This is a genomic window from Nocardioides pakistanensis, assembly GCF_054781215.1.
This window is the reverse complement of sequence record NZ_BAAGUV010000038.1, coordinates 1-15,741: the sequence shown is the minus strand read 5'-3', so window position 1 is coordinate 15,741 and position 15,741 is coordinate 1. Positions and strand designations below refer to the sequence as shown.

Annotated in this window: 13 protein-coding genes and 1 riboswitch; of the genes, 5 read left to right on the top strand and 8 right to left on the bottom strand. The window is 69.9% G+C overall.

Annotated elements, in window-relative coordinates; genetic code table 11:
* Positions 1-41 precede the first annotated feature (41 nt).
* The 5 genes from ACYVIH_RS15260 to ACYVIH_RS15240 form a co-directional block, all read right to left on the bottom strand.
* The gene (locus ACYVIH_RS15260) at positions 42-1,097 is read right to left on the bottom strand and encodes a DUF3048 domain-containing protein (protein ID WP_460870325.1); all 1,056 of its coding nucleotides are present in this window, start codon (positions 1,095-1,097) and stop codon (positions 42-44) included.
* Positions 1,098-1,188: 91 nt separating this feature from the next.
* Positions 1,189-1,668, bottom strand: coding sequence for a C40 family peptidase (locus tag ACYVIH_RS15255; RefSeq protein WP_460870324.1), 480 nt, complete (start codon positions 1,666-1,668; stop codon positions 1,189-1,191).
* Positions 1,669-1,671: 3 nt separating this feature from the next.
* Positions 1,672-1,828: riboswitch (cyclic di-AMP (ydaO/yuaA leader) on the bottom strand.
* 261 nt (positions 1,829-2,089) lie between these two features.
* Complete coding sequence (gene fabG / locus ACYVIH_RS15250; RefSeq protein ID WP_460870323.1) at positions 2,090-2,845, bottom strand: 3-oxoacyl-ACP reductase FabG; 756 nt, start codon at positions 2,843-2,845, stop codon at positions 2,090-2,092.
* A 78-nt stretch (positions 2,846-2,923) separates the two neighbouring features.
* Positions 2,924-3,553: a class I SAM-dependent methyltransferase gene (locus ACYVIH_RS15245; protein ID WP_460870322.1), complete on the bottom strand. Its 630-nt coding sequence runs from the start codon at positions 3,551-3,553 to the stop codon at positions 2,924-2,926.
* A 1-nt stretch (position 3,554) separates the two neighbouring features.
* The gene (locus ACYVIH_RS15240) at positions 3,555-4,004 is read right to left on the bottom strand and encodes an HIT family protein (protein WP_460870321.1); all 450 of its coding nucleotides are present in this window, start codon (positions 4,002-4,004) and stop codon (positions 3,555-3,557) included.
* Positions 4,005-4,137: 133 nt separating this feature from the next.
* On the opposite strand from ACYVIH_RS15240, the gene ACYVIH_RS15235 reads away from it, so the two are divergent.
* The 4 genes from ACYVIH_RS15235 to ACYVIH_RS15220 all read left to right on the top strand — a co-directional run bounded on the left by ACYVIH_RS15235 (position 4,138) and on the right by ACYVIH_RS15220 (position 11,390).
* Positions 4,138-5,502: an MBL fold metallo-hydrolase gene (locus ACYVIH_RS15235; protein ID WP_460870320.1), complete on the top strand. Its 1,365-nt coding sequence runs from the start codon at positions 4,138-4,140 to the stop codon at positions 5,500-5,502.
* A 48-nt stretch (positions 5,503-5,550) separates the two neighbouring features.
* Positions 5,551-6,429 carry a sulfite exporter TauE/SafE family protein gene (locus ACYVIH_RS15230; RefSeq protein ID WP_460870319.1) on the top strand — a complete coding sequence of 293 codons (879 nt, stop codon included), beginning with the start codon at positions 5,551-5,553 and terminating at the stop codon, positions 6,427-6,429.
* A 173-nt stretch (positions 6,430-6,602) separates the two neighbouring features.
* Complete coding sequence (locus tag ACYVIH_RS15225) at positions 6,603-8,273, top strand: polysaccharide deacetylase family protein (protein WP_460870318.1); 1,671 nt, start codon at positions 6,603-6,605, stop codon at positions 8,271-8,273.
* A 135-nt stretch (positions 8,274-8,408) separates the two neighbouring features.
* Positions 8,409-11,390 carry an Ig-like domain-containing protein gene (locus ACYVIH_RS15220; protein ID WP_460870317.1) on the top strand — a complete coding sequence of 994 codons (2,982 nt, stop codon included), beginning with the start codon at positions 8,409-8,411 and terminating at the stop codon, positions 11,388-11,390.
* 75 nt (positions 11,391-11,465) lie between these two features.
* Here ACYVIH_RS15220 and ACYVIH_RS15215 read toward each other — a convergent pair whose 3' ends face one another.
* Complete coding sequence (locus ACYVIH_RS15215; protein WP_460870316.1) at positions 11,466-13,664, bottom strand: SpoIIE family protein phosphatase; 2,199 nt, start codon at positions 13,662-13,664, stop codon at positions 11,466-11,468.
* Between the two features lie 185 nt (positions 13,665-13,849).
* Between ACYVIH_RS15215 and ACYVIH_RS15210 the strand changes: the two genes are divergently transcribed.
* The gene (locus ACYVIH_RS15210) at positions 13,850-14,179 is read left to right on the top strand and encodes a hypothetical protein (protein ID WP_460870315.1); all 330 of its coding nucleotides are present in this window, start codon (positions 13,850-13,852) and stop codon (positions 14,177-14,179) included.
* 224 nt (positions 14,180-14,403) lie between these two features.
* Here ACYVIH_RS15210 and ACYVIH_RS15205 read toward each other — a convergent pair whose 3' ends face one another.
* Positions 14,404-15,249, bottom strand: a complete 846-nt coding sequence (locus ACYVIH_RS15205) for a hypothetical protein (RefSeq protein WP_460870314.1) — start codon at positions 15,247-15,249, stop codon at positions 14,404-14,406.
* A gap of 104 nt (positions 15,250-15,353) precedes the next feature.
* On the bottom strand, positions 15,354-15,741 hold a 388-nt coding region (locus tag ACYVIH_RS15200; RefSeq protein WP_460870312.1), incomplete at its 5' end, for a hypothetical protein.

The following is a 15,741-nucleotide window of genomic DNA, read 5'->3' as shown; positions in this document are numbered from 1 at the left end:
GCCCGCTGGTCGAGCCCGTCGAGACCCGACCCCGCTGAGACCTACTTGCCGAACGTGACGTTGCCGCCGTTGGCCGGCACGAGCTCGAGCCACACCTTGCCCGGCGGCAAGCGCAGCTCCCCCGCCTTGGTCTTCAGGCTGACTTGGGAGTCGAGGCCCTTCTTGACCCAGGTCGCGCGCACCAGGGAGCCGTTGTGGAACACCATCGCCGGACCGCTGCCGGAGAACTTGGTCTCCGGGACCGGGTTGCCGGCGGGGTCCTTGTAGTTCGCCACGCCGACCTGGACGCGGAGCACGACCACGGTGTCGGGCCGGAACTCGTCACCGGCGGCGGCGTAGGAGTTGGTGTTGACGTACTTGCCCTTGCGGAACTCCCACTGGGTGGTGTGTCCGCCGGAGAAGGTCGCCGAGATCCGGCCGGCCTTCTGACCGGCCGGGAAGCCCGCCTCGTCACCCCAGGTGAAGTAGCTCTTCGGCGGGGTGGCCGGAGCCTTGAGCGAGCGCGCGAGCGCCGGAAGGTTCATGAAGAGGTTGTACGGCGAGCGCCGGCTGCCGTCCCGGGAGAACCCGGTGCCGCCCTCGGTCACGACGCGGATGCCGGCGGACTTCACCCGGCCCATCGTGACCGGCGCACCGCCGCTGGCGACCATCACCGCCTTGGCCGGCTTCACGATCCCGATGTCGGTGGCCCGGATCGAGCGCACCGGGCCGACCCGGTCGGGCACGTGGGAGTAGTAGAAGACCGCGAGCCGGGTCGAGCCGCCCTCGACGAGCTCCTCGGTGACCAGGTCGGCGCCGCTCAGCCCGACCTGGGGGCTGCTCGGCGAGGTGTTGTCGATCTTGACCACCATCACCGGGTGCCCCGGCGCCTTGCCGTCGGCGGGCAGGCCGGTCAGCGGCCACTCGCCCGAGAGGGTCGCGCCTGCGGCGGTCCCCTGCGCGTCGGGCGACTCCGACGGCTCCGGGGAGCCCTCCTCGTCACCTCCACCGCAGCCGACGAGGGCCACCGACCCGGCGAGGACCAGCGCGGCGAGACGGAGACCGGGGCGAGGGCCGCGACGGGCCGAGAGGTTCAGGCGCAACGGGATTCCAACCATGGGGCCAAGTGTGACGCAGGGCCGCTGCCCGACCGGGCAGCGACCCTGCGTTTCGGACTGTGAGCTGTGTCAGCTCGGGATCAACCCTGGGTCACCGCAGGGTGCCGGCGAACCAGCGGTTGGTCCACGGGGTGCCGCGCTGGACGTTCTTGGAGCCGTACGGCGCGTGCACCATCCATCGCTTGCCGTTCTTCCAGCCGGCGAAGACGCCGACGTGGTAGACGCCGCCGCCGTCGTAGAAGAACATCAGGTCGCCGCGGCGCATGTTCTTCTTCTTGATCCGGTCGGCGAACTGCGCCTGCTGGCTCGACGTACGCGGGATGTTGGTGAAACCGGCCCGGCGGAAGCTGTAGTAGACCAGACCGGAGCAGTCGAAGCGGTTCGGGCCGGCAGCGCCGTACTGGTACTGGTCGCCCTTCTGGGCGCGGACCACGTCGAAGGCCTTCATGATGCGCTTGCCGCGGGTGGCGGCGTCGGCGGACGGGGCGAAGGCGACGAGGCTGGCCGCCATGACGGCGGCGACGAGGACGGAGAGCACAGCAAAGCTGCGCGCGCGAATGATCGCAGGCATGAGGAGTTCCCTTTCCACGCCTGTGAGGTGAGCTGTCGGGTTAGAGCTGAAAGGTGCTCTGCCGCCGGTTCGGCGACTTCACCCCGAGCGTCCGGAGGACGCGTGACGATGTGGGTCCCCCACTCCTACCCAAGGTGATCGGTTACGGGACAGGACCAGGCGCGGGCGGGTAGGACTCGGCGTAAACCCTGCCTGGTTGTGAAGTTGTGGTGGCCCCTGGCTCGACGCCGCCGACCCCCGTCGGCGACGCCTCCCCGAAGCGCCCGGAGAGACTAGACAGACGTCGGCAAGGATTTCCAATCCTCAGGACGCGAAAACGTCCCGCAGATCACATCTGCGGGACGTTTCACGCTCAATCACCCGTGACGGGTGCGGTCGAGATCACAGACAGGTAACGGTGGTGCAGACCTGTCCGGCGCGGTCAGATCTTGGCGCCACCGTCGACGTACAGGGTCTGGCCGGTGACGTAGGACGCCTCGTCGCTGCACAGGAAGGCGGCGGCCGCGGCGATGTCCTCCGGGTAGCCGACCCGGCGGACCGGGTTGGCCTCGGCGGCGGCCTTGCGGTAGTCCTCAGGCTCCACCCCGACGCGGCGCGCGGTGGCGTCGGTCATCTCCGTGACGATGAAGCCGGGCGCGATCGCGTTGACGTTGATGCCGAAGGGCCCGAGCTCCAGGGCGAGAGTGCGGGTGAACCCCTGGAGGCCCATCTTGGCCGCCGAGTAGTTGGCCTGCCCGCGGTTGCCGAGCGCGGAGACGCTGGAGAGGTTGAGGATCTTGCCGTACTTCGCCGCGACCATGTGCTTCTGCACCTCACGGCTCATCAGGAACGAGCCGCGCAGATGCACGTTCATGACCGTGTCCCAGTCCTCCTCGGTCATCTTGAACAGCAGGTTGTCGCGGGTGACGCCGGCGTTGTTGACCAGGACGTCGATCTTGCCGAGCTCTGCGACGACCTGGGCCACGGCTGCCTCCACCGACGCGGCGTCGGCGACGTTGCAGGCCAGCCCGATCGCCTTCTCGGCGCCGAGGCCCTCCGCGGTGGCGGCCGCTGCGTCCTGGTCGAGGTCCAGGATCGCGACGGCGGCGCCCTCCTCGGCGAAGCGCTTGGCGGTGGCGGCACCGATGCCGCGGGCGGATCCGGTGACGACGGCGACACGACCTGCGTAACGACTCATCTGGGCTCCTCCTGTGCGCCGCAGCACGGCGCTGACGTGGTGAGAGGTGGAAGTGGGCTCACTGTAGCCAGCGCGGGCTCAGCGCTTGACCGCACGTCCCAGGTAGAGGTGTCCGGCGACCTTCGCGCCGGGGATGGGCGCCGGGAGGTAGAAGGTCTCCAGCTGCTCGATCTTCAGCCCACTGGCCGAGACCGCCTCGGCGATCGGCCGGTCGAGGTGGCAGCCGGCCGCGAACCGGCGCTGCAGCGGGGTCAGCCGGTGCTGCCACTTCGCGATGTTGCGGTCTGGCGCCAGACCGTGCTCGACGAAGCGGAACACCCCGCCCGGCTTGAGGACCCGGCGCATCTCGCTCAACGCCGCGTCGAGGTGCGGGATCGTGCAGAGCGTGAAGGTGGACAGCCCTGAGTCCATCGAGTCGTCCGGCAGGTCCAGCACCTGCCCGTCCAGGCCGGCGCGTACGACGGGCACGCTCGCTGCGCCGATGTGCTTGTCCTCCGCGATGTGCCAGGCCACGTCCGACGGCTCCACCGCGGCGACCTTCGTGACCGCCGGTGGGTAGTGCTCGATGTTCAGCCCGGACCCGAAGCCGATCTCGAGCACCTCGCCCTCCAGGCCCTCGCAGACCTTGGCCCGGAGCTTGTGCACCTCCCCCGCGCCGAGCAGCAGGTCGGTCGCCCGGGGCACCACCTGTTCGTTCCACCAGCCCATGTCAGTCCTCCTCCGCTGCGGGTGCCGATGTCGACTGGCCGGCGAGGGCGGCGCTGACCCGTGCCGCGTACCCCGCCATCTCCTGGTCCGAGTCGTACCTGGTGCGCGGCCAGAAGAAGCCACGCAGCCCGTCGCCCTTGGTGCGGGGCACCACGTGCAGGTGCAGGTGCGGGACGCTCTGGCTGACGACGTTGTTCATCGCCACGAAGCTGCCCTGCGCGCCGAGCCCGGACACCATTGCCGCGACCAGGCGCTGGCCCGCGGCGAAGAAGGGGTCCCGCAGACCGACCGGGAGGTCGGGCAGCGTGGGCACGTGCTCACGCGGCACCAGGAGCACATGCCCCTTGAACACCGGCCGGATGTCCAGGAAGCCCACCAGGTCGTCGGTCTCCAGCACCAGGTGCGCGGGAGTCTCCCCCGCGACGATCCGGCAGAACAGGCAGTCGGCCACCTCCCGGACTCTAGCGGTGGCATGGACCTGCCGTCGGCGGGAATACTCCGGGGGGTATCCGCATTGACTGTTACCGTAGGACGGTAATACCCCCCTGGGTATCCACAGATGCAGTTTTCAGGAGGCAGCCCGCATGATCACCGTGACCCCGATCGACACTCCCGGTCTCGGAGACCGGACCTACCTCGCCCATGACGGCAAGGTGGCCCTGGTCGTCGACCCGCAGCGTGACTACGACCGAGTCCTCGCGGTGGCCGAAGCCGCCGGCGTCGCGATCACCCACGTGTTCGAGACGCACATCCACAACGACTACGTGACCGGCGGTCTCGCGCTGGCTCAGGAGGTCGGCGCGGCATACCACGTGAACGCCGACGACCCGGTCTCCTTCGAGCGTGTGGGCGTGCACGACGGCGACGTGGTCGAGGTCGGCGAGACGATGCGCGTGCGCGTCGTACACACCCCCGGCCACACGCACACGCACCTCTCCTTCGCGCTGAGCGACGGGGACCAGCCGGTCGCCGTGTTCACCGGCGGCTCGCTGCTCTACGGCTCCACCGGTCGACCCGACCTGCTCGGCCCCGACCACACCGACACCCTCGTCCGCGCCCAGTGGCGCTCGGCGCACCGGCTCGCCGAGGAGCTCCCCGACGAGACCGAGGTCTTCCCGACCCACGGCTTCGGCAGCTTCTGCTCGGCCACCCAGAGCGAGGCCCTCGCCAGCACCATCGGCCAGGAGAAGCTCGCCAACCCCGCCCTCACGCAGGACGAGGAGGAGTACGTCGAGCAGCTGCTCGCCGGCCTCGAGGAGTTCCCGGCCTACTACGCCCAGATGGGTCCGGCCAACTCCGCCGGCCCGGACGCGCCGGACCTGTCCGAGCCGAGCCTGGCCGACCCCGCCGAGCTGCGCCGCCGGATCGACGCCGGCGAGTGGGTCGTCGACCTGCGCACCCGCGAGGCGTTCGCCGCCGGTCACCTGATGGGCAGCGTGAACTTCGGCATCGACGGCCAGTTCATCACCTACCTCGGCTGGATCATGCCGTACGACGCCACCGTGACCCTGCTGGGTGAGAGCCCGGAGCAGGTCGCCGAGGCACAGCGCGACATGGCGCGCATCGGCCTCGCCAAGCCGGCCGCGATGGCCACCGGCAAGCCCGACGAGTGGGCCGACGGCGCCCCGCTGGGCCGCTTCGACGTGGCCACGTTCAAGGACCTCAAGGTCGCGCTGGACAGCGGCGACGAGGACATCGTGGTGCTCGACGTACGCCGCCCGGCCGAGTTCGACGAGAAGCACATCGAGGGTGCGGTCAACGTGCCGATCCACGCGATCCTCGCGCACCTCGACGACGTGCCGCGCAAGAAGCTGTGGGTGCACTGCGCCGGCGGCTACCGCGCCAGCGTGGTCGCCTCGATCCTCGACGCCCGCGGTTACGACGTGGTTTCCGTGGACGACTCCTTCGACGAGAACGCTGCCGCCTCCGGCCTGCCGATCGTCGCCTGAGCCGCTCCCCCCACAACCGCAACAGCCGTCAGAAAGCGTGATGTGTAGATGTCAGCAACTCTCGTGATCGTGCTCGCCCTCTCCCTGCTCATCGGGGTCTCCCTCGGTGTGCTGGGCGGAGGGGGCTCGATCCTCACGGTGCCGATCCTCGTGTACGTGGCCGGGATGGATCCCAAGGAGGCCATCGCCGCCTCGCTGTTCGTGGTGGGTGTGACCTCCGCGGCAGGTGCGATCAGCCACGCTCGCGGCGGACGGGTGCGCTGGCGCACCGGTCTGCTGTTCGGAGCGGCAGGTCTGGTCGGCGCCTTCCTGGGCGGGATGCTCGGTGGCCACCTGCCCGGTGAGCTGCTGCTGATCGCCTTCGCGCTGATGATGGTCGCCACCTCGATCGCGATGATCCGCGGCCGCAAGGTCGACGAGACCAGGAAGCACACCGAGCTGCCGGTGTTCCGGGTGCTGCTGGACGGCCTGGTCGTGGGTCTGGTCACCGGCCTGGTCGGCGCCGGTGGCGGCTTCCTGGTCGTGCCGGCACTGGCTCTCCTCGGCGGCCTGCCGATGGCCGTCGCCGTCGGGACCTCGCTGCTGGTGATCGCGATGAAGTCCCTCGGCGGACTGGCCGGGTACCTCAGCTCGGTGCACCTCGACTGGGGCCTCGTGCTCGCGGTGACCGCTGCCGCGATCGTCGGCAGCGTGATCGGCGGACGCCTGGCCGGGCGCATCCCGGAGGCCGCGCTGCGCAAGGGTTTCGGCTGGTTCGTGCTCGTCATGGGCGGGTTCGTCCTCGTGCAGCAGGCTCCTGACGGCTGGGCGGTTCCGATGGTCGGCGCCATGGCGGTGCTCGCCGGTGCCGCCGTCGCCTGCCTGAAGCTGGTGCCCGGCTGCCCCCTGCGCAGCAAGACGGAGGAGCGCGAGCCCGCACTCGTCTGACCCACCCCGAAGACCACCGCCCGGGCCGTCATCCCCCATCGGCCCGGGCGGTGCTGTGTCCTCAACCGTCCGCATCTCGCCAACTCTGAGGACGACGGGGCTCTCCGCGACTGCTTCCATCGACGTGTCGCAGCGGCCCGGCGGGAGGGTGCGCGCGGACGGAGGGAACGCCGATGGCCACACGCGGATGGTTCGTCCGGCAGGCACGTGCCGCGCTCGCCCTCGTGGTCGGCGCGGCGGGCGTCCTCGTGCTCACCGCCCGGCCCTCGGCTGCCGCCGAGGGTCCGGTCGCCGTGTCCCTGACGTTCGACGACGGGCTGACCTCGCAGTACAAGGCCGGCGCTCTGATGGAGAAGCACGGCGTGCGCGGCACCTACTACGTCAACTCCGGAGCGATCGACGAGCGCGGTGGTCACGGCACGATGTCGTGGGCCTGGGCCAAGCAGCTGGTCAGGGCCGGGCACGAGATCGGCGGTCACACCCGGGACCACTATGCGCTCTCGGGGGAGGAGCTCACCTACGCCGGGCGGTGGCAGCAGATCTGCGCCGACCGTGCTCGCCTGGACGAGCAGGGGCTCCGTCCGACGAGCTTCGCCTACCCCACCGGCGCCATCGAGGAGACCTCGATCGAGATCCTCGAGGCCTGCGGCTACCAGTCGGCGCGCACCGCGGGCTCGCTCCTCGAGACCGGCCCGCACTACGCCGAGACCGTGCCACCGCTGCACGGGCCCTACCGGATCCAAGCACTCGGAACGAGCTACAACGGCCCGGTCACCGCGGAGTCGATGCAGGCCGCGGTCGACGCCGCTCACGCGCACGGCGGTGGCTGGCTGCCGTTGCTGTTCCACCGGGTGTGCTTCCGGGGTCAGCCGGAGTTCAAGGACTGCATGGCCAGCTACCGGCCGATCGACGCCGCCGTGTTCGACCGGTTCCTGGCGTGGGTGACCGCCCCTGCCCAACGCTCTCGGGGGATCTCGGTCAGGACGGTCACCGAGGCGTTCAACTCCGGGCGCGCTGTCCCCTGGGTGGGCGTCACCGCACCGCTCGCGGGCAACGTCGCCGAGCCCACGGAGCTGCGTGGACAGACCAGTCTTGACGGGCCGGTGACCGTCGAGGTCTTCCAGGGCAGGTACAGCGTCGGCACACCCCTGCACACGCTCGGCACGACCAGCAGCGGTGGCAGCTGGCGGGTCGCTCTTCCGGCGGCACTGCCCCACGGTGACTACTCGGTCAGAGCCCGCGTCACCGCCGGCGGCGTCACCGGGGTCAGCGTGCCGGTGCCCTTCAGAGTCGTGCCCAGGCCGGTGGTGAGGATCGACAGCGTCTCGCGCCGGACGGTCGGACAGGGCGCCTCCAAGGCGGTCGTGAAGCTCCACGGAAGCTTCGCGCCCGGCTCCACGGTGCAGGTCTCGGGCAAGGGCGCCAGGGCAATGCTCCTCTCCCGCACCGCGAGGACGATGAGGGTCGCAGTGACGGTCGGTGCTGCGGCCCGGCCCGGGGCGCGTGCCCTGAGCGTCACCGATGGCGTGGGCGGTCAGGTGACGTGTGACCGATGCCTCGAGGTCGTCCGCGGCCCGAAGGCCCGACGCGTCGAGCCCGGCAGCGTGCGGCCAGGTGAACTGACGAGCGTCGCTGTGCTCGGATCCGGATTCACCAAGCAGACAAGGGTTTCCGTGTCCGGAGGCGGGGTGCGCGTGGTTCGGGTGCGGCACGTCGGGCCGTCGCGCATCGAGGTCTCGCTGGACGTCGCCGCCGGTGCCCGTCGCACTCCGCGCACCCTCGTGCTCACCGACGCGGCCACGTGGGGACGCCATGCGCTGCGCCGCGGCCTGCGCATCGATTGACTCTCCGCCGCTCACGAGGACGCCCCCAAAGATGACCAACTTTGGGGGCGTCCTCACGCCCAAGCCTTGTTTCCATCGTCCCTACACGCGGTGACAGGCCGCGTACTCGTTCGAGGCCAATCCGAGGGGGGCCAGATGGACACTCATGGCAGGATCGCCCGGTGGGGGCGAGCTGCGGTCGCTACGGCGATCGGCATCACAGGGCTGACGGCCCTGAGCGCAGCACCAGCACAGGCAGCCGGACCGGTCGTCGTCTCGCTGACCTTCGATGACGGACTGACCGCGCAGTACAACGCGGCGAGCATCCTCGAGGCGCACGGCGCCCGCGGCACGTTCTACCTGAACTCAGGCGCCATCGACCAGCGCGGCGGTGGCGGCACGATGACGTGGAACCAGGCCAAAGAGCTCGCTGCCGCCGGTCATGAGATCGGTGGCCACACCCGGGACCACATCGACATCACCTCACCGGCGTTGAGCCCGGAGGACAAGTGGGTCCAGCTGTGCGACGACCGGATCCGCCTCGCCCAGCAGGGGTTCCCCGCTCACTCCTTCGCCTACGCGGCAGGCAGCTTCGACGCCGAGGCGATCGAACTGGTCCAGGCATGCGGCTACCAGACCGCGCGCAAGGCCGGTGGTCTCCAGTTCGGCAGCCCGACGTCGGCTGACCGCCTGCCCCCTGCGGGGCCGGTGGACGGCCCCTACGGCATCCGGATCCTGGGCGGCGTCGGCAGCGCCGCGCTCACCCTCGAGGGTCTGCAGACAGCCGTGGAGACCGCCCACACGGCCGGGGGCGGCTGGCTTCCGGTCCTCTTCCATCGGGTCTGTTCCTCCGCCGATCCCGCGGCCTACGCCGAATGCATGAACGGCTCCCGCCCGATCGACTCCTCGACGCTCGACGCCTTCGTCGCCTGGTTGACCGCACCCGAACAGGTCGCTCGCGGCATCTCCGTCAAGACCGTCTCGGAGGTCTTCAACGCAGGGCAAGCGGTGCCCGCTGTTGCGATCTCGACGCCCGCACCGGCGACCGACGCGGAGAGCCCCGCGACCATGTCCGGGACGACCAGTGTCGACGGGTCCGTCCTGGTTCGTCTCTACTCCAGCAGCTACAGCAAGGGAGACCCGGCCGCGACCGTCACGGCCCAGAGCGCAGGGGGGACCTGGTCGGCGACGGTGCCTGGGACGCTCCCGCCCGGTAGCTACACCGCCCTGGCCTCGGTGACCTCCGACGCCGGCGTCACCGGCATCAGCGTTCCGGTCCGCTTCCAGCTGGTGCCCGACACCACGGCACCGGCAGTGCGGATCACCGCACCGGCAGACAAGACCACCCTCACCTCAGGCACCGTGGAGATCCGGGGGACGGCGGGTCGGGAGCCCGGCGATGACGCGACCGTCACGCTCAGGGTGACTCCTGACGTGGTCGGTGCCGCGCCTACGACCAGATCCGTCACGATCGACCGGCAGGGCGGTTGGGCAACCTCCCTCCCACTCGCTGACGGCACCTACACGGCGCAGGTGACACAACGCGACGACGCCGACAACGTCGGTCACGCTCTGGTGACCTTCACCGTCAAGACGGTCGTTGCGGACACGACGGACCCGGCGGTCACGATCACGAACCCGGCATCAGGCTCGACTGTGACCAACACCCGCAAGCCGGTGATCAGTGGAACCCGGGGCACGGCCACCGGCGACCTCGCCGGCGTGACGGTAACGCTGCACTCCGGCACGGGTTCAGTCATGCCGGACCCCGATGTTGCACTCGGCTCTGGGAACACGTGGACGGCCACCCCAAAGGTCGACCTGGCCAACGGCGACTACACGGTCGTCGCGACGCAGACCGACCAGGCCGGCAACATCGGGACAGCCACCAGCACGTTCACGGTGGACGTCGCCACGACTCCGCCTGGTGGCGGCGGTGGCGGTGGCGGCACGCCTCCCCCGGCCGGTGGTGGCGGTGGCGGCGGACTGCCTGCCGACACCACGGCACCGAGCGTGAGCATCTCGAGCCCGGCCAACGGCAGCACGGTCAGCGACCGTCCGGCGTTCTCGGGCAAGGCGGGCACCGGGGCCGGCGACAAGGGCAGCGTCTCGCTGTCGCTGTTCACCGGCACGGCCACCGGCGGGAAGGCCGCACAGCAGCTGACCGCGCAGGTGGGCAAGGACGGAAGCTGGGCCGTGACGTCGGCCAAGCTCGCCGCCGGCACCTACACCGCCCAGGCGACGCAGAAGGACGACGCAGGCAACACGGGCACGAGCAACGCCGTGACGTTCATCGTGAAGAGTGGTGTCGCGCTTCCCGTCGAGGCAATGCGGGTCGACTCGGTGACCCGAAAGGTGCTCCCGCAGGGCGCGCAAGGACTGGTGCTCAAGGTTCGCGGCGCCGGCTTCGCCGACGACGCGAGGGCTGCGATCTCCGGTGCCGGCGTGACCGTCAGGCGCACCCAGGTCGTCGGTCCGGGCACGCTGGTGCTGACGGTCGATGTTGCCGAGGGCGCACCGGTGGGTGCTCGCGACCTCACGGTGAGCGCGCCGGGCCTGGCGGACGCTGTGTGCAGCGGCTGCCTACGCACCGGCTTCGGGCCTCGGTTGCGTGCGATGTCCGGCGACACCGTCGGACAGGGTGCGCGCAAGGCAGTGATCCGGCTGTTCGGGCAGTTCGGGCCCGGCGTGAAGGTCACGGTCTCCGGCGAGGGCGTGCGGACGCGGATCCTGTCCCGGCGCGCGAAGGTCGTCCGGCTCGGCCTGTGGGTCGCACCTGACGCAGCCGTCGGAGCGCGGACGCTCACCGTGACTCACCGGGACGGTGGCAGGTTCACCTGCACCGGATGCCTGAAGGTGGCTCCGGCTCCCAAGGCAGCCGGCATGGGCCGCAAGGCGCTCGTCCGCGGCAGCTTCGCCTGGCTCACCTTGCGTGGCGCCAACTTCTCGCGGTCGACGGCAGTGCTCGTCCGAGGTGCCGGCGTTCGGGTCGATGCCGTCCGATGGATCGGTTCAGGCCGGATCCGGGTCGGGGTGTACGTCGCTCCCGGCGCCCGTCGTACGGCGCGCACGCTGGTGCTCGTCGACAAGGCAACCAAGGCCCGCAGCGTGCTGAAGGGCGCGATCCGGATCACCTGATCCGTGCAGCACAGATGACGGACGCCCCGGGCCGAGAGGACCGGGGCGTCCGTCGTGCACAGCAGGCAGGAGCGTTCAGCGAGCGACCTGCTCGGCCATGGGCTCGGCGTCGACGACGCGGGCCCACACGGTCTTGCCCGAGGCCGCCGGCTCCACGCCCCAGTCCTGGGCGAGCGCCTCGACCAGCAGCAGCCCTCGGCCGTTGACATCATCGCCGTCGGCGTCGCGAGGCTGCGGGGTCAAGGCGGTGGTGTCGGTCACCGAGACGCGGACCCCGCCGCGCTCCGGACGCAGCTCGAGCACCGCGGTCCCGTCTGCGTGCAGCAGCGCGTTGGTCACCATCTCGCTCACCAGCAGGGTGACCGACTCGGTGAGCCCTACCAGCTCCCAGTCGCGGAGGGTCTCCCGGCTGAACCGCCGTGCCACCGCCACCTCCTGCTGAGACTCCACGCGGATCCGGGCACAGGTCTCGAGGATTCGCCCGGTGAAGTCTGCGACCAGGAGGGCGACGTCGTCCTCGGCCCTGCCCGGCAGTGAGTCGAGCACCAGGTCAGCGACGTGCTCGGGCGAACCCGAGGCTCCGGCGACCACGCCGACGAGCTGGCTGAGCTCGACCTCGTCAGCCTTCTGGCTGCGCTCGACGAGCCCGTCGGTGTAGAGCACCAACCGGTCCCCCGCAGCGGCCCAACCCTTGGTCACCGGCCACACGGCCGTGGGTGCGACGCCGAGCGGCGGGCCACCCTCGACGCCGGCCTCACGCGTCGTACCGTCGGCGACCCGGTAGATCGGGTACGGATGACCGGCGCGGACCACCGAGACCTCGCCGGTCGAGGGGTCCAGGCTCACCAGACAGCAGGTCGCGATAACGCCGGTCTGCTCGACGATCGGGTTGACCCGGGCGAGGGCGACCTCGGGAGCATGGCCCTCGAGCAGGTAGGCGCGCAGCGCGGTGGACACCGTGCCCATCACCGCGGCAGCCGAGAAGGAATGCCCCTCCACGTCGCCCACGACGAGGGTGACCACGCCCTGCGGGCTGACCACGACGTCGTACCAGTCGCCACCGACCTCGGCGCCGGCGGTCCCGGGCAGGTAGCGCACGGCGTACTCGAGGCCCTCGACCTGTGGGAGCGCTTGCGGCAGGAGGGAGCGCTGCAGGGTCCGGGAAGACTCGGTCAGCTCGGCGACGTACTGGTGCAGCTCGGCCTGGGCGATCGTCTCGGCCTCCGCGGCTCGCACCCGCTCCATGGTGGCGGCCAGCTGCCCCGCCACCGCCTCGAGCAGGCCGATCTCCTCGGTGCCGAAGTCGCGCTCGGAGGTCCAGGTCAGGACCATCGAGCCGTGACAGATGCCGGCGACCATCAGCGGAAGTGCGATGAGGGCGTGCACCTCGGCGAGGTCGGCCGACAGCTCGGGATAGCCCTTCTCGAGCTCGTTCCGGTTCGTGAGCCACAGCGGCCGAGCCTCCTCGAAGGCGCGCCTGCCGAGCGAGGGGAAGTCAGGTACGACCTCGTAGTAGGCGGTGCGCACACGGGGACCGAGGTCCGCCGTCGGGAGCGACCTGAGTCGACCGTCCTGGCCCGGCGCGTACACACCGAGCCGTTCCGCCCCGAGCGGCTCCACGATCGCCTCGACGAGCGTGTCGAGGACGTCCTCGGTGCGCCGGGCGGTCGCCAGCTTGGCGGTGACGTCCTGCAACAGTGCGAGGCTGGCCGCCATCTCCTCCGCCCGGCGGCGGGCTTCCTTCTCCGCGGCGAACAGCCGCGCGTTGCGCACGGCCACGGCAGCATGGGACGCGACGGTCCGCGCCAGCGTCTCCGTCCGCTCCCCGAAGACGCCCGGCTCGGGATGCCCGAACAGCAGGCCGCCGATGATCTCGCCGTCCGCGGTCACCACCGGGGTGGCCAGGTAGCTGCGCACGGGCAGGTGCCCGGTGGGCAGGGTGCCGGCCCGCGGTTCGTGGTGGAGGTCGTCGATCCGCACGATGCCGGTCCCCGAGAAGGTGGGCTCGAACAGCGGCGTGATCCGCGGGGAGGGCAGGCCGACGAACTGCTGGGTGTCGGCGCCGGAGAGCACGTGCAGTCGGTACGACCGCCCGGCATCGTCGACGGCGTTGTAGAAGAAGGCGCCGAACGCAGCGCCCGAGATCTCGGTGCCGACGTCGGTGACCGCCTGCAGCACCTCGGTGAGGTCGAGGTTGGAGTTGATCGCCTCGGACAGGTCGACGAGCAGCTCAGCCGCTTCACCGCGTCCGAGGCCACGCTGTTGGCCACTCATCAAGCTTCCCCTGCCCGTTCACCAGTTCGGACACAACGGTACGTAATGCCCTGTGGTCTGACAGCCCTTTGGCCGATCGCGCGACCGTCGCTCCCACGCGGAGGCTGCTCCGCCAAGGGTCCGCCGTCCCTGTGGGCCTCGCCGCGTCCACGGGCCGCCGCGTCACGCCACTAGACTCGACCGGCATGAGGAAGCTCCGGCAGGTCGCGGCACTCTCACTCAGCGCGCTTCTCCTGGCGGCGTGCGGGGACGGCGAGGGAGCGGACGGCGACCAGGAAGCAGGCGGCTGTCAGGACGCGGTGGCGCGGGCCGCCGAGTCGACGAACCTCGAGGACGACGTCAACCTCGAGCCGGTGTTCGAAGCCTGCCGCGACCTGGCCGAGCTCGGCGCCGCGGTCCAGGACTCCCCCGAGATCCTGCGCAGCGTCGGTGCCGACGTCAGGGCTTGGGCGCAGGAGCAGTGCCAGGACTCCGAGACGCTGCGCGACACGCGCCTCTGCGAGGCACTCGGCTGAGTCGACGCGGATGCTCGTGGAAACAGCACAGCCCGGACCCACGTGACGGGGGTCCGGGCTGCTTCGATGTCGTGGACATCAGATCGGTGAGGGCTTTCCCGAAATCATCCGTTGCGCGCAGATTGGCGGCCGGGAAAGGTCGCGATCGGGGTAGCTTCACACGTCCGGTGCGTAGTTTGCACACGGCGCCGGATGGCTGCGCCGGGCTGGCATGCATCCAGGGTCTAGCGGGGCGCTTTGCGGTCTGCCCGGAAACCGGCGTTGGTCAAGACACCGTGGAAGAGGTCCTCGTTCAGGAAGTGGAGAACGCTGGGGATGTGTTCCTCCTCTAGCGTCAGTTCCCCCTGAGCGTTTATCAGCACTTCATGATCAAGCCCCACGACCGCCATCTTCGAGCGGATCTCCTCCGTGGTGATGCCCTCAAGGTGCCCTCTGTTGGCGATCGTCTCCAGGCGGCGCGCAAGACGGCTATCTCGCAGGACCTTGGCCTCGAGGCGAGCACGACCTTCGTCGGCCATCGGAATGTGCGCGGCCACGGCTCCCGTCCACGCAGGCACACGCCCGATCAGTGTTTCCTGGTCGCGGAACAGCTTGGCGAAGGTGGTCTGAGACAAGACATGAACGAGGTCGCCCACGAGGATGAGGTCGATGTCGAGGTCGAAGCCGAAGACGGGCGCGTCGATGCGCGCTAAGACGTCGTGGTAGCTGGTCAGGAGCCGACCGGCGCGCAGGCCGCGGCGCGGATTCGACCTCCTCACGAAGGAAGCCCTCTCTCCGGGCTGCGAACCTACCGTGATGGCGTAAAGCTCAAGGTCTCTCGCCGGGAGGTCGCTGGGTGGGAGAACCGGGAGCGCTTCTGGGGCGAGCAGGGCATCAACGAACGTGAGGTCCTCGTGCTCGCTAGCGAGCAGCGGAGCCTCACCCAGGAGGGTTCGGTTGAGTGTCAGATAGGTCTCCGGCGTGAGGTCAGCCTCAGGACTCCACTCCTCGGAGGTCCGTTCCTCCAGGCTGTCAAGCGTGTCGGCGACGAGTTGTCGGAACTGCTCGACTACCTCTTCCCCCAACACCATCTGGGCTAACCTCAGCTTCGTTCCCGAGCGCCACCCGACAGACAGGGAAATTGGTGAGTCGGGATCGATGTCTGACAGGGCTGGGCTTATGGCCATTCATCCCCCTAGTTCTGGACGTTCACCGTCTTGATCGCTCCCGCAGATAGTTGCACAGCCTCGACCGTTTGGTGTCGGTGCGGCCGAAACGACGACAGCATGATGCCTGCGTAACCAGAGGTCGTCTCTACGCGGTAAATGCGGTACCCCGCGAGCAGCAGGACCGGGCTGACCAAGACGAGGTCAGTCGTCACGACCAGTGCGGCCGCGAGGACGGCGAACAGCGCCCAGGCGACACCGTCGCGCCAGTCTGAGGCATCCAGAAATACGAAAGGGAAGACGAACGTGAGGAGGTAGCCGGGTATCTGCGCCGACTCATCAGCGACTGAACCCTGATCCACCGGTGTTGATTTCGTGAGCGGCGATTCGGTGGTTCGCGGTAGGCCTTGGGTAATG